Below are 20,816 nucleotides of genomic sequence, written 5' to 3'. Positions count from 1 at the left end.
CGGTGTCTTGCCCGGTGCTGCTCGTACCGCTCGTGTTGCTCGTACTGCTTACTGATCGTATCCACGCGCCGCTCGATCGGCTGGTTCCCCCTGTCGGCTCGGTCGACCGTTGTCGACGCCTGCGAGCTTCCCTGCGGAACTCCCCTTCGAACTCCTCTAGCCCAGGATCGTAGAGGGGGCCGAAGACCAGTGTCCCGCACTGGGCTGCGGACCCCGACCGGCTCCTGGGGAGATGGGCCGGACCGGTACGAGGTTGATACGTGAACATGTACGTGTCGAGACGTGGCCGGGGCCGCATCGGGCGGGCATCCGTCCGGGAGCGGTCCGGGCACCGGCGGACGGAAGCCGTGCTGCTCAGCGCCTGCCCAGGGAAAAGGGATGTGAACGCACCCCCGACCGCGTGCTAATGTTCTGCGTGTCGGAAGGCGCCGCACCGCAAGGGAAACGGGGCCTGAGGACACACCCAATGCGCGGGTGGCGGAATAGGCAGACGCGCTGGATTCAGGTTCCAGTGCCCGCAAGGGCGTGGGGGTTCAACTCCCCCCTCGCGCACCAGACGAAACGGTCGGTACCGATTACGGTACCGACCGTTTCGCTTTGCCCGGCCGCCGAGCGGTCGGTGGGCGGCCGCCGGGCGGCGGAGACGCACCCTGATCGGGCCGCTGGGTGTGAGCCATTTCTCATCGGTCGGCCGGGCGCGCTCACGGAGGCGGCCCGGTTCGCGCGGCCGTTCGCCGAGGGGCGTCCGCGGCTGGTTGTCCACAGCGTGGTGACCGATCCCGGGCGAGTTGTCCACAGGGTGTGACGCGTTTCGGCCACCGGCGGTACGGTCGGGACGCATTGATGTTCGTCGAGGTTCGTACACGGGGGAGGCGGTCGTCATGGCCGAGGTCGGCACGGGAGTGGCGGAGCCGAGGGAGTCGGCGCGGCCGGCCGAGGCCCGGCGGCTGCCCGGCGTGCGGGGCTTCGCCGAGTGGCCCGTCGAGGGCTCGCCCAAGGACGAGGGGAAGGCGCTGCGGCGCCGGGTGCCGCGCGCGTCACACGCCGAGCTCGACATCGACGCCTCCCGGCCCGACGCGGTCGCCGCGGTGGAGGAGTCCAACCAGGGCCGCATCAAGGAGCTCACGCCGATAAGGGTGGGCAGGATGGCGGCCACCCCCTTCGCGTTCCTGCGGGGCTCGGCGGGCCTCATGGCCTACGACCTGGCCCGCACGCCCATGACCCGGATCAGGGCCCAGATCTGCGGCGACGCGCACGCGGCCAACTTCGGTCTGTACGGCGACGCCCGCGGCGGCCTGGTCATCGACCTCAACGACTTCGACGAGACCGTGCACGGGCCCTGGGAGTGGGACCTCAAGCGGCTCGCCGCCTCGCTGGTGCTCGCGGGCCGGGAGGCCGGCGCCGACGAGGACACCTGCCTCAAGGCGGCGCGGGACACGGTGGGCGCCTACCGGCGCACCATGCGGCTGCTCGCCCGGCTGCCGGTGCTGGACGCGTGGAACGCCATCGCGGACGAGGAACTGGTCTCCCACACCGACGCCCACGACCTGCTGGGCACGCTGGAGCGGGTCTCCGAGAAGGCCCGGGCCAACACCAGCGGGCGCTTCGCGGCGCGGTCGACTGCGCCGACCGAGGGCGGCGGGCGCCGCTTCGTCGACGCCCCTCCGGTGCTGAGGGGCGTCCCGGACGGCGAGGCCGAGTCGGTCGCCGCGGCCCTGGAGCACTACCTGGGCACGCTCTCCGAGGACCGCCTCCCGCTGCTGGCCCGGCACTCGGTGCACGACGTCGCCTTCCGCATCGTCGGCACGGGCAGCGTGGGCACCCGTTCGTACGTGGTGCTGCTCCTGGACCACCGTGGCGAGCCCCTGGTCCTCCAGGTGAAGGAGGCGCGGGGGTCGGCGCTGGTCCCGCACCTGGTGAGCGCCGGGTTCGAGGTGCCCCCGGTCGAACACGAGGGCCGCCGGGTCGTGCTCGGCCAGAAGCGCATGCAGGTCGTCAGCGACATCCTGCTGGGCTGGACCTCGGTCGACGGCCGCCCCTTCCAGGTCCGGCAGTTCCGCAACCGCAAGGGCAGCGTCGACCCGGCCGCGCTCGCCGCCGACCATGTCGACGACTACGGCCGGATGACCGGCGCCCTGCTGGCCCGCGCCCACTCGCACAGTGCCGACCCGCGCCTGATCGCGGGCTACTGCGGCAAGAACGAGGAGCTGGACGAGGCGATCGGTACGTTCGCCGTCGCCTACGCCGACCGTACGGAGGCGGACCACGCCGCACTGGTGGCGGCGGTGCGGTCGGGGCGGATCCCGGCGGAGACGGGTGTGTGAGGGACGGCGGGGGCTTCGGACGCGTTCGGCGACGCCGGGTGCGTCCGGGGTGAACGGGGCGTTCGAGGCGTCCGGGCCGGGCGGTGCGGGCAGTGGGTGCCGACCACGGTCCTGGGCCGAGGGAGCCGGACCGGCCCGGTGGTGGCCTACGCTGTTCGGGTGACGACCCCGGAAGCTGAGCAGGCGCGACCCGAGGAGCGGCTGGAGCGGGCCGTGCGGGCCGCCGAGCAGGCGCTGATCGAGTACGAGATCGCGGTGGAGACCTTCCGTGTGGAGGTCGAGAACTTCTCGCGGCTCCACCACCAGAAACTCGGCCCGATGTATACCCGGCTCGACGAGCTGGAGGCGGACATCGCGGAGGCCACGGCCGCCCGGACCGGCGATCCGCAGGATCTGCGGAGGGCGCAGGAGGCACGCGCCCGGGTGATGCCGATGCCGGGGGTCGAGGAGCTGTTCCACGGCTGGATGGACGGCGACGGTCTGTTCCCGGAGGCCGTGGCGATGCTCACGGACCAGCCGGTGCGGCCCCCGCAGAGGGTGCGCCCCAGCGACGAGGTCCGCAAGCTCTACCGCGAGCTGGCCCGCAAGGCCCACCCCGACCTGGCACAGGCGGAGGACGAGCGGCAGCGGCGCGAGGAGTTCATCACCCGGGTCAACGCCGCCTACGCCCGCGGTGACGAGGGCCTGCTGCGAGAGCTGGCCGAGGAGTGGGCGGCCGGTCCGCCGCCCCCGGAGCGGGCCCCCAGCCCCAGCGAGGAGCTCTACGCCCGCCTCGAGTGGCTGGCCGAGCGCAAGGAGATGCTCGCGCATCTCGCGCGGGAGCTGGAGCAGAGCGCGATCGGCGAGATGCTCCGGCTCGCGCCGGACGACCCCGACGCGCTCCTGGAGGAGATCGCGGAGAAGCTCCTGGCCGATGTCGCCACGCGCGAGGCGGAGCTGGCCGCGCTGCGGGGATAGCCCCGGCTTCGTCGCGGGAGGCTTCGGGTAGCGTCGGAGGCATGAGTTTCGGAGCTGGTGTGCCCACGGTCGAGGTCACGGACCTCAAGGACGGCGACTTCCTGCTGGACGTCCGCGAGGACGACGAGTGGCAGGCCGGTCACGCCGGCGGGGCACTGCACATCCCCATGAGCGAGTTCGTGGCCCGCTACGGCGAGCTGACCGAGGCCGCGCCGCAGGACGGCCGCGTCCATGTGATCTGCCGTTCCGGCGGGCGTTCGGCGCAGGTCACGATGTACCTGGTCCAGCAGGGCATCGACGCCGTGAACATCGACGGCGGCATGCAGGTGTGGGCGGCCGCGGGTCGGCCCGTCGTGACGGACGAGGGCCGACCCGGACAGGTCGTCTGAAGCCTGCCCTCCGGGTCTTAGGCCTGCCTTTCGGGTCCAAGGCCTGCCCTTCGGATCGGGTCCTGGGCCTGTCGCTCGGATTGTCCGGAGCTCGTCGTTCGGATCATTCCGGTTTTGCGGGGTGTGGCACGCGCGTCGGAAAGGGTCTGGCGGTCGCGGGCTCACCGGGCAGTCGTCGGGGCGGTGGCCGGGAGGCTCAGCCGAGCGGGTGGGCCGCCAGCAGGTCGCCCAGGGCCTCCTCGTGGGCGGCGGCCGGACCGAGCGAGAGCTCCAGGTGCTTGGCCCAGGCGTGGTACCGGTGCAGCGGGTAGTCGACGTCGGCGCCGAAGCCGCCGTGCAGGTGCTGAGCCGTCTGCACGATCCGCCGTACGCCCTCCGCCGCCCAGATCTTGGCGACGGCGACGTCACCGGAGGCGGGCAGCGCGCCCCGGGTCCCGGAGGCGAGCCGCCAGGCGGCCTGCCACAGCGTGACCTCCATCGCACGCAGGTCGATGTAGCGGTCGGCGGCCTGCACGGCGACAGCCTGGAAGGTGGCCACGGGGAAGCCGAACTGTTTCCGTTCGCCGGTGTACTCGCTGGTCATCCGCAGTACGTTCTCGCCCAGTCCGAGCGCGAGGGCGCAGGTTCCCGTGGTCAGCAGCAGGCGCAGCCACTCCCAGGCGCCGTCGGCGTCGATGACGTCACGGGCCGCGATGCGCGCGGACTCCAGCCGTAGCTCGGCGAGCCGCTCGCCGGTGGTGGAGACCTGCTCGGCGAACACGACCGACGCGTGGCCGCGGGGGACCAGGGCGAGGACGGTGCGGTCGGCCCCGGTGGGCGTGGACAGGTGGGCGGAGGCGGGTTCCGCCGTGTGGTCCGTGGTGGTGGGGGTGACCGGATAGTCGGCGGGGACGTGTGCGGGGACGAGCGTGTAGTCCGCGGTGTGCGCCCACGGCACCGCCGTCTGCACCCCGTCGAGGATCCAGGCGTCACCGTCGCGGCGGGCGGTCACGGCGAGTTCGGCCGGATCGTGGCCGGTGCGGCCGTGGGCGGCGACGGTCAGGACGACCTCGCCCCGCCCGGCCGCCGTGAGCAGCCCGGCCCGCGATTCCCGCCCGCCGTAGGCCTGTACGGCGGCCGCGGCCGCGCAGCTCTCCAGCAGCGGCACCCGGGCCAGCACCTTCGCCGACTCGCGCAGCGCCAGACACAGCGCGACGGCGTCCAGCCCGGCCCCGCCGTACTCGGGGTCGAGCAGCAGGCTCAGCAGGTCCGCGTCGGCCAGCCTGGCCCACAGCGCCCGGTCGAAGTCGTCGGCGACGGCGGCGCCCCGGGCGAGCGCGGGGCTGGGCACCCCGTCGGGCGCGACGCCGGCGAACACCCCCCGTGCCGCTTCGGCCGCCGCCTGCTGCTCCTCGGTGAAGGTGAAGTCCATGGTCCTGTCCTCCCACGTTCCACACGCACCCCGGCCACGGACCGGCCGACGGTCTGCTCTGACGGAGCGTCAAGATAGAACAGGTTCTAGAAGAAGGGAACGGTCCGCCCGGTGCGGAGCGCGGCGCCGGCCGATCGCCGGAGGCGCGCTCGGTCCGCTCGGCTCGTTCTGTTCGTTCGGTCACCTTGTCCGCCCTGGCCCGCTGTGTCCGTCCGGCCCGGTTGGCCCGTCCGGTCCGGTCGCCCGGTCGCTCGGGGGCCGGGCGTGAGGTGGCCGTCGTAAGGTGTCAGCCGCTCCGGGCGGCGGGCGAGCGCCCGGGGGTGGAGCAGGGCGGCGCCCATGGTGAGATGGGACGCCTCCGGCGAGGTCCGACCGGCGGAGAGCCGGGGGCCGGGGCCACCGGCGAACGAGCGGCGGCCGGGGTCGATGGCCGACTGTCGGGGCTGTGCCGGGCGGGCGGGCCTGAGTAACGTTCCCGTGCGACCCCGGTGGGGCCGTGCGCGTGGGCGGTACGGTGCCCCTCGGCCGGGGGCCGCAAGACGGACAGCATCGGGAAACGGGGCGGAATGGACGCGTACGGCGGAACTGACGCGGCCGGCGGAGGCGGGAACGCCCCGGCCGGGCCGGGCATCCCACCTGCGCGCGGGACCGGGGTGGCCACGCAGGGCGCCGACGAGACCCGCGCGGCGGGGGTCGGCCCCGAGCCGGAGGCGCCCGCCGAACCGGGCGAGCCGGGAGCGTCCAACAAGCCGGATGTATCAGGTGAAACGGATATATCGGATGCATTCGATACGTCTGATACATCCGATACGTCTGATGAGTTCGATGCGTCGGACGAGTCGGGTGGGCCGGATGTCCCGGACACCGCCCCCGGTCAGGGCGGTGAGACGGCCGAGCCCCGTACCGGCGTCGCCGCCCTCTCCCCCCGCTACCAGATCGGCGCCGCCCTCGCGCTCGCGATCGTCGCGGTCACCGTGTGCGTGCACATCGGCATGGTGTTCCTGCACGTCGCGCCGTCGAACACGATCACCAAGAAGCACGGCAAGGCGATCGAGGAGTGGATCTACCCGGAGTTCGAGCAGAACTGGAAGCTCTTCGCGCCCAACCCGCTCCAGCAGAACATCGCGGTCCAGGTCCGGGCCGAGATCAAGACGCCGGGCGGCGGGCTCCGGACCACCGGCTGGTACGACCTGTCCGCGGAGGACGGCCGGGTCATCGACGGCAACCTGCTGCCCAGCCACGTCGACCAGAACGAACTGCGCCGCTCGTGGGACTTCTTCGCGGCCACGCACGGCGCCGACAACCGGCCGGTGGGGATGCGCGGCACGCTCTCCGAGACGTATCTGCGCCACATCGTGGTGCGGCGGCTGGCCGAGGACGGGGCGGCCGGAGCGGGCGGTGTCCTCGAAAGCGTCCAGGTCCGCAGCAGCACCACCAACGTGCGTCCGCCCGAGTGGAGCGGCGAGCAGATCTCGCTGAAGCCGGTGTACCGGGTGCTGCCCTGGTGGACCGTCCCGGCTGACGAGGCCGAGGGGGCCGCGAAGTGAACCGATTCTCCCTGTCGGTGTCCGGCGGCATCGCCCGCGTCACCGAGTCCGCCCTCGGCCCGTACCAGACAGCCGTGATCCGTATCGGCTTCAGCGCCACCTGGCTGCTGTTCCTGTTGCGCGAGTTCCCCCACCGCCAGGAGTTGTACGGTCCCGACGGTCCGTGGGACTGGGATCTCGCCCGCCAGCTGACCGGCCTCAACGGCGCCTTCACGACGCTGATGTGGACGGACGGCCAGGTCTGGTTCGAGATCGTCTACGCGCTCGCCCTGCTGTCGAGCGCGCTGCTCCTGCTGGGCTGGCGCACCCGCGCGATGTCCGTGCTCTTCATGGTCGGCGTGCTGTCGTTGCAGAACCGCAGCGTGTTCATGGGGGACGGCGGCGACAACGTCCTGCACCTGATGTCGTTCTACCTGGTGCTCACGCGCTGCGGCCAGGTGTGGTCGCTGGACGAGCGCCGCGCCCGGTCGGCGCGGGAGGCACGCGCGCGGGGCGAGCGGGTGTCGGACCGGACCGGCCCGCTGCTGTGGGCGGTTCTCGGGGCGGTGCTGGTCGGGGTGACCGCCGCCGGGCGGCTCGACGGCGACCCGACCGTGCCGGTGCTGCTGTGGGCGGTGTGGCTGGGGTCGGCGCTGTGGTGGGCGGTGGGGCGGCGCACGAAGTCCGCCGAGCCCCGGATCCTGCTCGACGTCATCGCCAACATCGTGCACAACGGCGCCCTGTTGGTGATCATGACCGAGGCCTGTCTGATCTACGCGACGGCCGGCTGGTACAAGATCCAGGGCTCGCGCTGGCAGGACGGCACCGCGGTCTACTACCCGCTGCACCTGGACTACTTCTCGCCGTGGCCCGCGCTCGCCGACCTGATGTCGTCCAGCGGCACGATCCTGATGGTCGTGACGTACGGAACGGTGCTCGTGCAGGTCGCCTTCCCGTTCACGCTGTTCAACCGGCGGGTCAAGAACGTCCTGCTGGTGCTGATGATGACCGAGCACGCGGTGATCGCCGTGGTGCTCGGACTGCCGTTCTTCTCCCTGGCGATGATCGCCGCGGACTCGGTCTTCCTGCCGACGACGTTCCTGTGCCTGGTGGGCGGCTGGGCGGCACGCGCGCGGGGACGGCTCTTCCCGCGCGGTGGCCGGCCCGGCGTGCCGGGCCAGCGCGACCGACGCGGTGCCGGGGACGTGGAGGACGTGGAGAAGGTGGAGGACGTGGAGCAGGTCGGGAGCCCCGAGAACGGCCCCAACGGTGGCGGCTCCAAGGGATCCGAGGGCTCCAAGGGCCCTGAGAACCCCGAGCGCGCCCACGTAGGCTTCTCGGCATGACCGATCGCGACCCCGTGAGCGCCGCTCCCGACCCCGGGGGTGCCGGGTCCGATCCGCTGGGTGTCTGGCGCCGGCTCGCCGGCACCGCCGTGCTGCTCGACGGCTTCCACGCCCTCAAGCACGCGGTGCGGTTCGGGGCCGAGGTGCCCGTGGCGGTCACCGCCGACCGGCGGGCGACGCTCGCACTGGCCGCGGAACTCGCCCCCGACGTACGGGACAGGCTGGACGCGCTGCTGGCGGAGGTCCCGGAGCCGACGTATGCGTCGCTCGTGCCGCGCGCGCATCCCACCGCCGTGGCCGCCCTGGCCGTCCGGCCCTCCCGGGACGCGAACCTGCGGGCGCTGGCCCGTACGCCCCGCCGCGCGCCCGTGGTCGTCCTCGACGATCCGCGCAACCTGGGCAACGCGGGGGCCGTGATCCGGCTGGCCGCGGGCTTCGGGGCGACCGGCGTGGTCACCACCGGGACGCTCGACCCGTGGCATCCCACCGTCGTGCGCGGCGGGGCGGGGCTGCACTTCGCGACCGCCGTGGAGCGGCTGACCGTGGCGGAGCTGCCCCCCGGTCCGCTGTTCGCCCTCGACCCGGAGGGCGAGGACATCCGGGGGCTGAAGCTGCCGGACGACGCGGTGCTCGCCTTCGGCTCGGAGCGCAGCGGGCTCTCCGCCGGCCTGCGCGCGCGGGCCGATCACCTGCTGGCGCTGCCGATGCGGCCCCAGGTCTCCAGCTACAACCTCGCGACCAGTGTGGCCATGGCGCTCTACCACTGGAGTGTCACCGGCGGCGCGAGCGGCGCCCGCTGAGCGGGCGCCCCACCGCGGCCGCCGGCCGCACCCCTGGACGAGAGGGGACGAGGGGGCCTACGCCTCCCGTCGGACCTCCACCACCCGGAAGCGGTTCGCGACGAACGCGCCGTCGGTCAGCGCCGCGTTGGCCGCGGGGTTGCCGCCCGAGCCGTGGAAGTCGGAGAAGGCGGCCGTCTGGTTGACGTACACCCCGCCGGTGAGGTTCAGGGAGAGCTGGGCGGCCTCCTCCAGGCAGACCTCCTGAACGGCCTGCTCGAAGTCGTCGTCGGTGGTGTACGCGCCCACCGTCATCGCGCCCTTCTCGCGGATCGTGCGGCGCAGCAGCTCCACCGCGTCCGACGCCGAGTCGACGGCGACGGCGAAGGAGACGGGGCCGAAGCACTCGTTCATGTACGCGGCCTCGGCGTCCGGCTTGGCGCCGTCCAGCTTGACGATCACGGGGGTGCGTACGACCGCTTCGGGGAAGTCCGGGTGGTCGATCTGCCGTGAGACGAGGGCGACTTCGCCCAGCCCCGCGGCCGCCTCCAGACGGGCCTTGACGTCCGGGTTGACGATGGCGCCGAGCAGGGCGTTGGCGCGCGCGTCGTCACCGAGGAGGCCGTCCACGGCCCGGGCGAGGTCGGCGACCACCTCGTCGAAGGTCCTGGGACCCTCGTCGGTGCGGATGCCGTCGCGGGGGATGAGCAGGTTCTGCGGGGTCGTGCACATCTGGCCGCTGTACAGCGACAGCGAGAACGCCAGGTTGGAGAGCATCCCCTGGTAGTCGCCGGTGGACTCGACGAGGACCGTGTTGACGCCGGCCTTCTCCGTGTAGACCTGCGCCTGGCGGGCGTTGGCCTCCAGCCAGTCGCCGAACGCCGTGGAGCCGGTGTAGTCGATGATCCGGATCTCGGGGCGGGTGGCCAGGGTCTTGGCGATGCCCTCGCCGGGCCGCTCGGCGGCCAGCGCCACCAGGTTCGGGTCGAAGCCGGCCTCGGTGAGTACCTGGCGCGCGACCTGGACGGTGAGCGCGAGCGGCAGCACCGCGCGCGGGTGGGGCTTGACCAGGACCGCGTTGCCGGTGGCGAGGGACGCGAACAGGCCCGGATAGCCGTTCCACGTCGGGAAGGTGTTGCAGCCGATCATCAGGGCGATGCCGCGCGGGACCGGGGTGAACCGCTTGGTGAGCGCGAGCGGGTCGCGCTTGCCCTGCGGCTTCGTCCACTCCGCGGTGTCGGGGGTGCGGACCTGCTCCGCGTACGCGTACGCCACCGCCTCCAGGCCGCGGTCCTGCGCGTGCGGGCCGCCCGCCTGGAGCGCCATCATGAAGGCCTGGCCGCTGGTGTGCATGACCGCGTGCGCGAACTCGTGCGTCCGGTCGCTGATCCGCTTGAGGATCTCCAGGCAGACCACGGCCCGCAGCTGCGGGCCCGCGTCCCGCCAGGCCCGCTGGCCGGCCTTCATGGCGGGCAGCAGGACGTCCACGTCGGCGTGCGGGTAGGTCACGCCCAGCTCGACGCCGTACGGGGAGACCTCGCCGCCCACCCAGTCGTCCGTGCCGGGCTGGCCCAGGTCGAGCCGGGTGTTCAGGACGGCGTCGAAGGCGGCCTTGCCCGCCGCCGCGTCCAGGCTGCCGTTCTCGCCGTAGGCCTTGGGGTGCTCGGGGTGCGGGGACCAGTACGCGCGGGTGCGGATCGCCTCGAGCGCCTGGTCGAGGGTGGGCCGGTGCTTGGCGATCAGCTCGTGGGCGGTCGATTCGGCGGCCATGCGGGACCACTCCTCGTCTCAAGAACTCGTTGTCAGAGCTCTTCGTCGAGCTCATGACCTGGGCAGAAACATGGGCAGGAACAGCCGGTCAGAGTTAGAGTAACCGAACGATCGGTCGGGACAAGGGGGTCCGCCGCATCTGTGGAAAACCCCGTGCGGGAGGATCGCGCACATGACAGCAATCGACCTCAACAGCCCCGTGGCCGTCGTCGGCGCCGGCACCATGGGCCAGGGCATCGCCCAGGTCGCGCTGGTCGCGGGCCACTCCGTACGGCTGTACGACGCCGCCCCCGGACGCGCCCAGGATGCGGCCGAAGCGATCGGTGCCCGCCTCGACCGGCTCGTCGCGAAGGAACGCCTCACCGCCGCCGACCGGGACGCGGCCCGCGCCCGGCTGCACCCCGCACGCGAGCTCACCGAGCTCGCCGACTGCGCGCTCGTCGTCGAGGCCGTCCTGGAGCGGCTGGACGTCAAACAGGAGCTGCTGCGCGAGCTGGAGGGCATCGTCGGCGAGGACTGTCTGCTCGCCACCAACACCTCCTCGCTGTCGGTGACCGCGATCGGCGGCGCGCTGCGCAACCCCGGCCGCTTCGTCGGCCTGCACTTCTTCAACCCGGCGCCGCTGCTGCCGCTGGTCGAGGTCGTCTCCGGGTTCGCCACCGACGTCACCTCGGCCACGCGCGTGTACGAGACGGCCCGGGCCTGGGGCAAGACGCCGGTCGCCTGCGCGGACACCCCCGGCTTCATCGTCAACCGCATCGCGCGGCCCTTCTACGCCGAGGCCTTCGCGGTCTACGAGGCCCAGGGCGCCGACCCCGCCACCATCGACGCGATCCTGCGCGAGTCGGGCGGCTTCCGGATGGGCGCGTTCGAGCTGACCGACCTGATCGGGCAGGACGTCAACGAGTCCGTCACGCACTCCGTGTGGCAGTCCTTCTTCCAGGACGTGCGCTTCACCCCCTCGCTCGCGCAGCGCCGGCTGGTCGAGTCGGGCCGGCTCGGCCGCAAGACCGGACAGGGCTGGTACGACCACCGGGACGGCGCCGAGCGCGCCGAGCCGCACACCGCGGAGAAGGCGCAGCCGCCCGCGTACGTGACCGCCGAGGGCGACCTGGGCCCCGCGGCGGAGCTGCTCGCGCTGATCCGGGAGGCGGGCATCCCGGTCCGCGAGGAGGAGGAGGACCACGGCACCCGCCTGGTGCTGCCCGGCGGCGGCCAGCTGGCGCTCGCCGACGGCCAGACCTCCGTGGAGTTCCGGGACGTCGTCTACTTCGACCTCGCCCTCGACTACCGCCGGGCCACCCGCATCGCCCTGTCGGCCTCCCAGGACACCGCCTCGGCGACCCTCGCCGAGGCGACCGGCCTCTTCCAGGCGCTCGGCAAGGACGTCAGCGTCATCGGTGACGTGCCCGGCATGATCGTCGCCCGTACGGTGGCCCGGATCGTCGACCTGGCGCACGACGCCGTGGGCAAGGGCGTGGCCACCGAGGAGGACGTCGACACCGCGATGCGCCTGGGGGTCAACTACCCGCTCGGGCCCTTCGAATGGAGCCGCAGGCTCGGCCGCACCTGGGCCCACTCCCTCCTCGACGACCTGCACCTGCGTGACCCCTGCGGCCGCTACGCGCCGTCCCTGGCGCTCTACCGCCACGCGTACGCCACCGACAAGCGGGAGGGCACCCCATGACCACCGCCAGACGCGACACGTACACGCCGCAGACGCTGCTGTCCGTCGCGGTCCGGGTCTTCAACGAGCGTGGCTACGACGGCACGTCCATGGAGCACCTGTCCAAGGCGGCCGGCATCTCCAAGTCGTCGATCTACCACCACGTCACCGGCAAGGAGGAACTGCTGCGGCGGGCCGTGAGCCGGGCGCTGGACGAGCTCTTCGGGATCCTCGACGAGGAGCACGCGCGCGTGGGGCGGTCCGTCGAGCGCCTGGAGTACGTCGTACGGCGCATGGTCGAGGTGCTGATAACCGACCTGCCCTACGTGACGCTGCTGCTGCGGGTGCGCGGCAACACCGGCACCGAGCGGTGGGCCCTGGAGCGCCGCCGCGACTTCGACCACCGGGTCGCCGACCTGCTGAGGGCGGCGGCCGCCGACGGTGACGTGCGCGCCGACGTGGAGGTGCGGCTCGCGACCCGGCTGGTCTTCGGGATGATCAACTCGGTCGTGGAGTGGTACCGGCCGGGAGGCGGGGCGACGGCCGAGGCCGATGTGGCCGACGCCGTGGTACGGCTGGTCTTCGGGGGTCTGCGCCGGGGCGAGTGACGCCGGGGCGCGTGCGTCACCCCTGGGGCTCCAGGTCCTCCTCCTCGAACACCAGCAGGGTGCGCGTGCTGAGCACCTCGGGGATGGCCTGGAGCCGGGTGAGCACCACTTCGCGCAGCGCCCTGTTGTCGGGCATGTGCACCAGGAGCAGGACGTCGAAGTCGCCGCCGACCAGGGCGATGTGGGAGGCGCCGGGCAGCTGTCTGAGCTGCTCGCGCACCGTGCGCCAGGAGTTCTGCACGATCTTCAGCGTGATGTACGCGGAGGTGCCCTGGCCCGCGCGTTCATGGTCCACGCGGGCCCCGAAGCCACGGATGACACCGTCCTCGACGAGGCGGTTGATCCGCGCGTAGGCGTTCGCGCGCGAGACGTGCACCCGCTCGGCGACCGACCGTATCGACGCGCGGCCGTCGGCCTGGAGTATCTGCAGGATGTCCTGATCGATGGCGTCCAGCGGGCGAGGCGGCGAGGGGGCGCCGCCACCGTCGGGGCGAGGGGGCGCCGGGGCGGTACCGCCGTCCGGGCGCTCGGCCATTTGTTCAGGTGGCATGTCCCCCCGCCTCTCCCTCATGGACGTACTGCGTACATCTCAGGTTGTGGAGAACCGTTTGTCCACAGCCTGAGGGCGCATGTAGCCAAAATGTGCCGACGACCGAACAATCGGTAGGTGAGACGGGTCACATCCGACCCGGCTCCCGTAGCCACTCCCACGAGGAGGTGCCGTCATGACGGTGATGGAGCAGCGGGACGGGTACCGGCCGACGCCGCCGCCCGCCTGGCAGCCCCGGACCGACCCCGCGCCGCTGCTGCCCGACGCGGAGCCGCACCGCGTGCTCGGCACGCCGGCCGCCGCGAAGGCCGACCCGGAGCTGCTGCGGCGGCTGTACACGCAGGTGGTGCGCGGGCGCCGCTACAACGCGCAGGCCACCGCCCTCACCAAGCAGGGCCGCCTCGCCGTCTACCCCTCCACCACCGGGCAGGAGGCGAGCGAGGTCGCCGCCGCCCTCGTCCTGGAGGAGCGCGACTGGCTCTTCCCCAGCTACCGCGACACGCTCGCCGTCATCGCCCGTGGCGTGGACCCGGTCCAGGCGCTCACCCTGCTGCGCGGCGACCGGCACACCGGCTACGACCCCTACGAGCACCGCGTCGCGCCCCTGAGCACGCCCCTCGCCACCCAGCTCCCGCACGCCGTCGGCCTCGCGCACGCCGCCCGCCTCAAGGGCGACGACGTGGTCGCGCTCGCCATGGTCGGCGACGGCGGCACCAGCGAGGGCGACTTCCACGAGGCGCTGAACTTCGCCGCCGTCTGGCAGGCCCCGGTCGTCTTCCTCGTCCAGAACAACGGTTTCGCGATCTCCGTCCCGCTCGCCAAGCAGACCGCCGCGCCCTCCCTGGCCCACAAGGCCGTCGGGTACGGCATGCCGGGCCGCCTGGTCGACGGCAACGACGCGGCCGCGGTGCACGAGGTCCTGGGCGAGGCCGTACGGCACGCGCGCGCGGGCGGCGGTCCCACGCTGGTCGAGGCGATCACCTATCGCATCGACGCCCACACCAACGCCGACGACGCGACCCGCTACCGCGGCGCCGACGAGGTCGAGGCCTGGCGGGCGCACGACCCGGTCGAACTGCTGGAGCGCGAGCTGACCGAGCGCGGCCTGCTCGACGAGGACGGCATCCGGGCCGCGCGCGAGGACGCCGAGGCGATGGCCGCCGACCTGCGTGAGCGCATGAACCAGGACCCGGTGCTCGACCCCATGGACCTGTTCGCCCACGTCTACGCGGAGCCCACCCCGCAGCTGCGCGAGCAGCGCGCCCTGCTGCGCGCCGAGCTGGAGGCCGAGCACGACGACCAGGAAGGCACCCTTCGATGACCACGGTCGCCGTCAAGCCGGCCACCATGGCGCAGGCCCTCAACCGAGCCCTGCGCGACGCCATGACCGCCGACCCCGCGGTGCATGTCATGGGTGAGGACGTCGGCACCCTCGGCGGCGTGTTCCGCGTCACCGACGGGCTCGCGGCGGAATTCGGCGAGAGCCGCTGCACGGACACCCCGCTCGCCGAGGCGGGCATCCTCGGCACGGCCGTCGGCATGGCGATGTACGGGCTGCGGCCGGTCGTCGAGATGCAGTTCGACGCCTTCGCCTACCCGGCGTTCGAGCAGCTCATCAGCCATGTCGCCCGCATGCGCAACCGCACGGGCGGCGCGATGCCGCTGCCGATCACCGTCCGCGTCCCCTACGGCGGCGGCATCGGCGGTGTCGAGCACCACAGCGACTCCTCCGAGGCGTACTACATGGCGACTCCGGGGCTCCATGTCGTCACGCCCGCGACCGTCGCCGACGCCTACGGGCTGCTGCGCGCGTCCATCGCCTCCGACGACCCGGTGATCTTCCTCGAACCCAAGCGTCTGTACTGGTCGAAGGACTCCTGGAACCCCGACGAGCCGCGGACCGTCGAGCCGATCGGCCGCGCGGTGGTGCGCCGCCCGGGCCGCAGCGCCACGCTCATCACCTACGGCCCCTCGGTGCCCGTCTGCCTCGAAGCCGCCGAGGCGGCCCGGGCCGAGGGCTGGGACCTGGAGGTCGTCGACCTGCGCTCCCTGGTGCCGTTCGACGACGAGACGGTCTGCGCCTCGGTGCGCCGGACCGGACGCGCGGTCGTCGTGCACGAGTCGGGCGGGTTCGGCGGCCCAGGTGGGGAGATCGCGGCCCGGGTCACGGAGCGCTGCTTCCACCACCTGGAGGCGCCGGTGCTGCGGGTCGCCGGGTTCGACATCCCGTATCCGGCGCCGATGCTGGAGCGCCACCACCTGCCCGGTGTGGACCGGATCCTGGACGCCGTGGCGCGTCTTCAGTGGGAGGCGGACAACTGATGGCACAGGTGCTGGAGTTCAGGCTTCCCGACCTCGGCGAGGGACTCACCGAGGCGGAGATCGTGCGCTGGCTCGTGAGGGTCGGTGACGTGGTCGCCATCGACCAGCCGGTCGTCGAGGTCGAGACGGCCAAGGCGATGGTCGAGGTGCCCTGCCCCTACGGCGGTGTGGTTACCGCCCGCTTCGGCGAGGAGGGCGCGGAACTGCCCGTCGGGGCACCGCTGCTGACGGTCGCGGTGGGCGAACCCGCCGCCGACGACGAGGGCACGGGTTCCGGCAACGTGCTGGTCGGATACGGGACGGGAGCGGCTCCGGCGCGACGCCGCAGGGTGCGGCCCGCGACCGGTCCGGCCTCTTCCGGTCCGGCCTCTTCCGGTCCGGCTTCTTCCGGTCTCGCTTCTTCGGGACCCGCTTCTTCCGGGGGCACCGCGACCTCCGGGCGCCCGGTTTCCGAGCCGGCGGCTGCCGTGCGGGCGAAGGCCCCCGTCGCGAAGGCCTCCTCCGTCCGCGCGTCCGCCGCGAACGCGTCGGTGGCGGACGGGTCGGCCGCTGTCGCGCCGTCCGGCGCTTTGGCACTCGTCGACGGGCCCGTCCCCGTCATCTCGCCGCTCGTGCGCCGGCTCGCGCGGGAGAACGGGCTGGATCTGCGGAGTTTGACCGGATCAGGCCCCGACGGGCTGATCCTGCGGGCGGACGTCGAGTACGCGCTGCAGGCCGCCACCGCGCGACGGCGGCCGGCCGAGTCCGCCGCCGAACCGCGGCGCACGCACACGGCACGGACCACGGCCCCCGCACCGGCCGCTCCCACGGCGTTCTCCACGCCCGGTGGCACCCGCATCCCGCTCAAGGGCATCCGCGGCGCCGTCGCCGACAAGCTGTCCCGCAGCCGACGGGAGATCCCGGACGCGACCTGCTGGGTCGACGCCGACGCGACGGAACTCATGCGGGCCCGGACCGCCATGAACGCGGCGGGCGGCCCGAAGATCTCCCTCATCGCGCTGCTGGCCCGCATCTGCGCCGCGGCCCTCGCGCGATTCCCGGAGCTCAACTCCACCGTCGACATGGACGCCAGGGAGATCGTCCGGCTCGACCAGGTGCACCTCGGCTTCGCCGCGCAGACCGAACGCGGGCTGGTCGTGCCCGTCGTCCGGGACGCGCACACACGCGACGCGGAGGGGCTGACCGCGGAGTTCGCGCGGCTGACCGAAGCGGCCCGGACCGGAACGCTGACCCCCGGGGACCTCACCGGCGGGACCTTCACGCTGAACAACTACGGGGTGTTCGGCGTCGACGGCTCCACACCGATCGTCAACCACCCCGAGGCGGCCATGCTCGGTGTCGGCCGCATCATCCCCAAGCCCTGGGTGCACGAGGGCGAGTTGGCCGTACGGCAGGTCGTCCAGCTCTCGCTCACCTTCGACCACCGGGTGTGCGACGGCGGCACGGCGGGCGGTTTCCTCCGGTACGTGGCGGACTGCGTGGAACAGCCGGCGGTGCTGCTGCGTTCCCTGTGATCGCGGCGGCGCGCATACTCGGAGCGTGACCGACCACGAGCCCTCCGGAGCCCCGGGCACCCCCGGCGACGGCACGGCGTACGACGCCGTCGTCCTCGCCGGCGGGGGCGCCCGGCGGCTCGGCGGCGCGGACAAGCCCGGTGTGCGCGTGGGCGGGCGGGCGCTGCTCGACCGGGTGCTCGGCGCCTGCGCCGACGCCCGGACGACGGTCGTCGTGGCCGCCCCACGCCCCACCGCCCGGCCCGTGCTGTGGGCGCGGGAGGACCCGCCCGGCGCGGGGCCCGTCGCCGCGCTCGACGCCGGGCTCTCGCAAACCACGGCGGACCACGTCGTGGTGCTCTCCGCCGACCTGCCGTTCCTCGCCGCGGGGACGGTACGGCGGCTGCTGAGCGCCCTGCGCTCCAGCGGCGCGGACGGCGCGCTGCTCACCGACGCCGACGGCCGCGACCAGCCCCTGGTGGCCGCCTACCGCGCCGGGGCCCTGCGTCACGGCCTGGCGGCGCTCACCGACGGCCACGGCGGCCTCGCCGGGCTGCCGCTGCGCCGGCTCACCGCCGGTCTCGACCTCACCCGCGTCCCGGACCCCGTCGCCTCCTTCGACTGCGACACCTGGGACGACATCGCCGCCGCCAGGGCACGTATCAGGGAGCATGGGCACGTGTTGGACGAATGGATTTCCGCAGTCAAGGCCGAGTTGGGCGTCGACCTCGACGTCGACACCCATCTGCTGCTCGACGTCGCCCGGGACGCCGCCCACGGCGTGGCGCGGCCCGCGGCACCGCTGACCACCTTCCTCGTCGGCTACGCGGCCGCACAGGCCCGGGGCGGACCCGAGGACGTGGCGGAGGCCGCTCGCAAGGCCGCGGCCCTGGCGCTGCGCTGGGCGCAGGAGGCCGGCGACGAGACCGAGCCCGCCGAAGCCGCTGAGCCCGCCGAGGCCGAGCCCGCCGATCCGGCCCCGGGATCCGGAACCCGTCCGGACGCGGGATGACCGCCGGTGGCACCCGTGCCGGTCGGGGCGCGGGGAGCGGCCCGGCCGCCGAGGACCTCGACGTCGAGGAGGTGCTCGCTCTCGTGAACGACAACAAGGGCCCCGCCCCGGGCGTCCCGGTCCCCTCCAACTCCCCGAAGGCGGACGAGGAACGCCACGGCACCTCCCCTGCACCGGACCCCCGTCACCGCACCGGGCCCCCGGCCCGCCACCACAAGGCCACCCCCTGGCGCGAGGCACGCACGATCGCCGCACGCGCCGGCCGCCTCCAGGGCCTCGCGGGAGCCGGCCGGAGCGGCACCGCGCCCACGCGACGCACCCCCGTCTCCGTGTCCCTCGACAAAGCCCTCGGCCTTGTCCTGGCCGCCCCGCTCAGCGCGCTCACCGACCTCCCCTCCTTCGACACCTCGGCGATGGACGGCTGGGCGGTCGCGGGACCCGGCCCCTGGGACGTACGGGACGAGGGGGTCCTCGCGGGACACGCGGAGTCCGGCTCCCTCGCCGACGGCGAGGCCGTCCGGATCGCCACCGGCGCCCGCGTCCCGTCGGACACCACCGCGGTGCTGCGCAGCGAGCACGGCCGCACGGACGACAAGGCCCGGCTGCACGCGACCCGCGAGATCGCGCACGGACAGGACATCCGCCCGCGCGGCCAGGAGTGCCGCAGCGGTGACCAACTGCTCCCCGTCGGCACCCTGGTGACCCCGGCCGTGCTCGGTCTGGCCTCGGCCGCCGGGTACGACACGCTCACCGCCGTCCCCCGGCCACGGGTCGTGGTGCTCGTCCTCGGCGACGAACTGCTCACCGCGGGCCTGCCGCACGACGGTCTGATCCGCGACGCGCTGGGACCGATGCTGCCCTCCTGGCTGCGTGCCCTGGGCGCCGAGGTGATCGCCGTCCGTCGCCTCGGCGACGACGCGAAGGCCCTGCACAAGGCGGTCACGACGTCCGACGCGGACTTGATCGTCACCACCGGCGGCACCGCCGGAGGACCCGTCGACCATGTCCACCCCACGCTCGGCCGGATCGGCGCCGACCTGCTGGTCGACGGCGTCAAGGTGCGCCCGGGGCACCCCATGCTGCTGGCCCGCACCAAGGAGGACCAGCACCTCGTCGGCCTGCCCGGCAACCCCCTCGCGGCCGTCTCCGGCCTGCTCACCCTCGCCGAGCCCCTGCTGCGGGCGCTCGCCGCCCACCCCGCCCCGGAGCCGTACGTCCTGCCGCTCCAGGAGGAGGTCCCCGGGCATCCGTACGACACCCGGCTCATTCCCGTCGTGCTGCGCGGTGATCGCGCTCTGCCGCTGCACTACGACGGACCGGCCATGCTGCGGGGCATCGCCATGGCCGACGCCCTCGCGGTCGTACCGCCGGGCGGTGTGCGGCCGGGTCAGGAGACGGAACTGCTCGACCTGCCGTGGGCGACAGCCGGCATCGGGGTGTGTTTCACGTGAAACATCCCCTTCGCGGTCCCGTCAGGACTCGGCGCCGGGCACGGCCCGGCTCACCGCGATGACCCGGTCCCCCGCGCGCAGGCTCGACAGCCGGGGATCGGTGTAGTCCAGCAGCTGCCCGTCCCGGACGATGGCGACGACCAGGTCCCCGCACTCGCGCGGGGCGTGGCCCACCTCGTCGGCCGCGACCGGGCGCTCGTTGAGGTCCAGTCCGCTGCCGCGGGTCATGAGGTTCTCCAGGGTCCGGGCCGCCGACGGGCTCACCATGGACACCCCGAGCAGCCGGCCCGCGGAGCTGGAGCTGGTGATGACCGTGTCCGCTCCGCTCTGCTTGAGCAGGGGCACGTTCTCGTCCTCCCGGGCGGCGGCGACGATCGTGGCGCGCCGGTTCAGCTGCCGGGCGGTGAGGGTGACCAGGGCGGCCGTGTCGTCCCGCTGCGGGGCGACGATCACCCGGGAGGCGTTCTGGGTCTCGGCCTTGAGGAGGGTGTCGGAGCGGGTGGCGTCCCCGGTCACGGAGACCAGTCCGTTGTCGCCGGCCAGATCCGCGGCCTTGCGCTGGGCGTCCACCACGACGATCCGGTCCTTGGCGATGCCCTGGCCGACCAGGGTCTCGACGGCGTGCCGGCCCTTGGTCCCGTAGCCGATGACCACCACGTGGTCCCGGATCCGGCCGCGCCACCGGTGGATGCGGACCTGCTGGCGGGTGCGCTCGGTGAGGACTTCGAGGGTGGTGCCGACCAGGATGATCAGGAACAGCACACGCAGGGGCGTGATGACCAGGATGTTGATGAGCCGGGCCGCGTCGCTGACGGGGGTGATGTCGCCGTAGCCGGTGGTGGAGAGCGTGACCGTGGCGTAGTACGCGGCGTCGAGGAAGTCGAGGGAACCGTCGGCGCTGTCGCGGTAGCCGTCGTGGTCGGCGTAGACGATCAGCGTGGTGGCGGCCAGGACCAGCAGGGCCAGGGCCAGCCGCCGCAGCACCTGTTGCAGCGGAGGCGTGGCGGTCTGGGTCGGCATGGCGATGGCCCGGCCCGCCTCGGCGTCGTCGCGGGCCTCGGTGCGTGTCCGGTACCAGACGGAGCGCAGCAGGGAGAACCTGCGGGTCTTGTGCGGCGGTTGTCCCTTGTCGTTCATCGCGTGCCCCCTGTGGCGGTGATCCGGACAGTCGGCACCATGGTTGATCCGGACAGTCGGCACCATGGTTGCTGA

17 protein-coding genes and 1 tRNA gene are annotated in these 20,816 nt (G+C 73.3%); 14 read left to right on the top strand and 4 right to left on the bottom strand.

Going from position 1 to position 20,816, the window contains the following annotated elements:
• The first annotated feature begins 468 nt into the window (after window positions 1–468).
• The 4 genes from ACWCQK_RS06415 (at window position 469) to ACWCQK_RS06400 (ending at window position 3,670) form a co-directional block, all read left to right on the top strand.
• Window positions 469–555, top strand: a tRNA-Leu gene (locus ACWCQK_RS06415).
• A gap of 326 nt (window positions 556–881) precedes the next feature.
• Entirely contained in the window at window positions 882–2,324 is a 1,443-nt protein-coding gene (locus tag ACWCQK_RS06410) for a DUF2252 domain-containing protein (RefSeq protein ID WP_451152514.1), read from the top strand.
• A gap of 159 nt (window positions 2,325–2,483) precedes the next feature.
• Window positions 2,484–3,281 carry a J domain-containing protein gene (locus ACWCQK_RS06405; RefSeq protein ID WP_451152512.1) on the top strand — a complete coding sequence of 266 codons (798 nt, stop codon included), beginning with the start codon at window positions 2,484–2,486 and terminating at the stop codon, window positions 3,279–3,281.
• Window positions 3,282–3,340: 59 nt separating this feature from the next.
• On the top strand, window positions 3,341–3,670 hold the full coding sequence (locus ACWCQK_RS06400) for a rhodanese-like domain-containing protein (RefSeq protein ID WP_451152974.1): 330 nt from the start codon (window positions 3,341–3,343) through the stop codon (window positions 3,668–3,670).
• Between the two features lie 196 nt (window positions 3,671–3,866).
• Here the strand turns inward: ACWCQK_RS06400 and ACWCQK_RS06395 are convergent, their stop codons facing one another.
• On the bottom strand, window positions 3,867–5,081 hold the full coding sequence (locus ACWCQK_RS06395; RefSeq protein ID WP_451152510.1) for an acyl-CoA dehydrogenase family protein: 1,215 nt from the start codon (window positions 5,079–5,081) through the stop codon (window positions 3,867–3,869).
• 566 nt (window positions 5,082–5,647) lie between these two features.
• Between ACWCQK_RS06395 and ACWCQK_RS06390 the strand changes: the two genes are divergently transcribed.
• The 3 genes from ACWCQK_RS06390 to ACWCQK_RS06380 are packed head-to-tail and all read left to right on the top strand — an operon-like array spanning window position 5,648 to window position 8,753.
• Complete coding sequence (locus tag ACWCQK_RS06390; RefSeq protein WP_451152508.1) at window positions 5,648–6,628, top strand: DUF5819 family protein; 981 nt, start codon at window positions 5,648–5,650, stop codon at window positions 6,626–6,628.
• Window positions 6,625–7,953, top strand: coding sequence for an HTTM domain-containing protein (locus tag ACWCQK_RS06385; protein WP_451152506.1), 1,329 nt, complete (start codon window positions 6,625–6,627; stop codon window positions 7,951–7,953). The genes ACWCQK_RS06390 and ACWCQK_RS06385 overlap by 4 nt, the downstream gene beginning before the upstream one ends.
• Window positions 7,950–8,753, top strand: a complete 804-nt coding sequence (locus ACWCQK_RS06380) for a TrmH family RNA methyltransferase (RefSeq protein ID WP_451152504.1) — start codon at window positions 7,950–7,952, stop codon at window positions 8,751–8,753. The genes ACWCQK_RS06385 and ACWCQK_RS06380 overlap by 4 nt, the downstream gene beginning before the upstream one ends.
• Window positions 8,754–8,810: 57 nt before the next feature.
• Here the strand turns inward: ACWCQK_RS06380 and paaN are convergent, their stop codons facing one another.
• A complete protein-coding gene (paaN, locus tag ACWCQK_RS06375) occupies window positions 8,811–10,502 on the bottom strand; it encodes a phenylacetic acid degradation protein PaaN (RefSeq protein WP_451152502.1) in 1,692 nt (563 codons plus the stop codon).
• Window positions 10,503–10,674: 172 nt separating this feature from the next.
• Between paaN and ACWCQK_RS06370 the strand changes: the two genes are divergently transcribed.
• The gene (locus ACWCQK_RS06370) at window positions 10,675–12,189 is read left to right on the top strand and encodes a 3-hydroxyacyl-CoA dehydrogenase (RefSeq protein ID WP_451152500.1); all 1,515 of its coding nucleotides are present in this window, start codon (window positions 10,675–10,677) and stop codon (window positions 12,187–12,189) included.
• On the top strand, window positions 12,186–12,776 hold the full coding sequence (locus ACWCQK_RS06365) for a TetR/AcrR family transcriptional regulator (RefSeq protein WP_451152498.1): 591 nt from the start codon (window positions 12,186–12,188) through the stop codon (window positions 12,774–12,776). The genes ACWCQK_RS06370 and ACWCQK_RS06365 overlap by 4 nt, the downstream gene beginning before the upstream one ends.
• Window positions 12,777–12,792: 16 nt before the next feature.
• Here the strand turns inward: ACWCQK_RS06365 and ACWCQK_RS06360 are convergent, their stop codons facing one another.
• On the bottom strand, window positions 12,793–13,311 hold the full coding sequence (locus ACWCQK_RS06360) for an Lrp/AsnC family transcriptional regulator (RefSeq protein ID WP_451152972.1): 519 nt from the start codon (window positions 13,309–13,311) through the stop codon (window positions 12,793–12,795).
• A 190-nt stretch (window positions 13,312–13,501) separates the two neighbouring features.
• Here ACWCQK_RS06360 and pdhA point away from each other — a divergent pair, with 190 nt between their 5' ends.
• The 5 genes from pdhA to ACWCQK_RS06335 are packed head-to-tail and all read left to right on the top strand — an operon-like array spanning window position 13,502 to window position 19,604.
• A complete protein-coding gene (pdhA, locus tag ACWCQK_RS06355) occupies window positions 13,502–14,647 on the top strand; it encodes a pyruvate dehydrogenase (acetyl-transferring) E1 component subunit alpha (protein ID WP_451152496.1) in 1,146 nt (381 codons plus the stop codon).
• Window positions 14,644–15,648, top strand: a complete 1,005-nt coding sequence (locus ACWCQK_RS06350; protein ID WP_451152494.1) for an alpha-ketoacid dehydrogenase subunit beta — start codon at window positions 14,644–14,646, stop codon at window positions 15,646–15,648. The genes pdhA and ACWCQK_RS06350 overlap by 4 nt, the downstream gene beginning before the upstream one ends.
• Window positions 15,648–17,162 carry a dihydrolipoamide acetyltransferase family protein gene (locus ACWCQK_RS06345; protein WP_451152492.1) on the top strand — a complete coding sequence of 505 codons (1,515 nt, stop codon included), beginning with the start codon at window positions 15,648–15,650 and terminating at the stop codon, window positions 17,160–17,162. Before ACWCQK_RS06350 ends, ACWCQK_RS06345 begins: the two co-directional genes overlap by 1 nt.
• A gap of 25 nt (window positions 17,163–17,187) precedes the next feature.
• Entirely contained in the window at window positions 17,188–18,153 is a 966-nt protein-coding gene (locus tag ACWCQK_RS06340) for an NTP transferase domain-containing protein (RefSeq protein WP_451152490.1), read from the top strand.
• Window positions 18,150–19,604, top strand: a complete 1,455-nt coding sequence (locus ACWCQK_RS06335; protein ID WP_451152488.1) for a molybdopterin molybdotransferase MoeA — start codon at window positions 18,150–18,152, stop codon at window positions 19,602–19,604. Before ACWCQK_RS06340 ends, ACWCQK_RS06335 begins: the two co-directional genes overlap by 4 nt.
• 21 nt (window positions 19,605–19,625) lie before the next feature.
• Here the strand turns inward: ACWCQK_RS06335 and ACWCQK_RS06330 are convergent, their stop codons facing one another.
• Entirely contained in the window at window positions 19,626–20,741 is a 1,116-nt protein-coding gene (locus ACWCQK_RS06330) for a potassium channel family protein (RefSeq protein ID WP_451152486.1), read from the bottom strand.
• Window positions 20,742–20,816: the final 75 nt, after the last annotated feature.

The organism is Streptomyces sp. NPDC002306, assembly GCF_053593435.1.
This window is presented reverse-complemented; position numbering and strand designations above follow the sequence as displayed.

Coding starts and splice junctions, on each gene's coding strand:
- ACWCQK_RS06410 (WP_451152514.1), top strand. CDS start 882: ATGGCCGAGGTCGGCACGGGAGTGGCGGAGCCGAGGGAGTCGGCGCGG.
- ACWCQK_RS06395 (WP_451152510.1), bottom strand. CDS start 5,081: ATGGACTTCACCTTCACCGAGGAGCAGCAGGCGGCGGCCGAAGCGGCA.
- ACWCQK_RS06390 (WP_451152508.1), top strand. CDS start 5,648: ATGGACGCGTACGGCGGAACTGACGCGGCCGGCGGAGGCGGGAACGCC.
- ACWCQK_RS06380 (WP_451152504.1), top strand. CDS start 7,950: ATGACCGATCGCGACCCCGTGAGCGCCGCTCCCGACCCCGGGGGTGCC.
- paaN (WP_451152502.1), bottom strand. CDS start 10,502: ATGGCCGCCGAATCGACCGCCCACGAGCTGATCGCCAAGCACCGGCCC.
- ACWCQK_RS06370 (WP_451152500.1), top strand. CDS start 10,675: ATGACAGCAATCGACCTCAACAGCCCCGTGGCCGTCGTCGGCGCCGGC.
- ACWCQK_RS06365 (WP_451152498.1), top strand. CDS start 12,186: ATGACCACCGCCAGACGCGACACGTACACGCCGCAGACGCTGCTGTCC.
- ACWCQK_RS06360 (WP_451152972.1), bottom strand. CDS start 13,311: ATGGCCGAGCGCCCGGACGGCGGTACCGCCCCGGCGCCCCCTCGCCCC.
- pdhA (WP_451152496.1), top strand. CDS start 13,502: ATGACGGTGATGGAGCAGCGGGACGGGTACCGGCCGACGCCGCCGCCC.
- ACWCQK_RS06350 (WP_451152494.1), top strand. CDS start 14,644: ATGACCACGGTCGCCGTCAAGCCGGCCACCATGGCGCAGGCCCTCAAC.
- ACWCQK_RS06345 (WP_451152492.1), top strand. CDS start 15,648: ATGGCACAGGTGCTGGAGTTCAGGCTTCCCGACCTCGGCGAGGGACTC.
- ACWCQK_RS06335 (WP_451152488.1), top strand. CDS start 18,150: ATGACCGCCGGTGGCACCCGTGCCGGTCGGGGCGCGGGGAGCGGCCCG.
- ACWCQK_RS06330 (WP_451152486.1), bottom strand. CDS start 20,741: ATGAACGACAAGGGACAACCGCCGCACAAGACCCGCAGGTTCTCCCTG.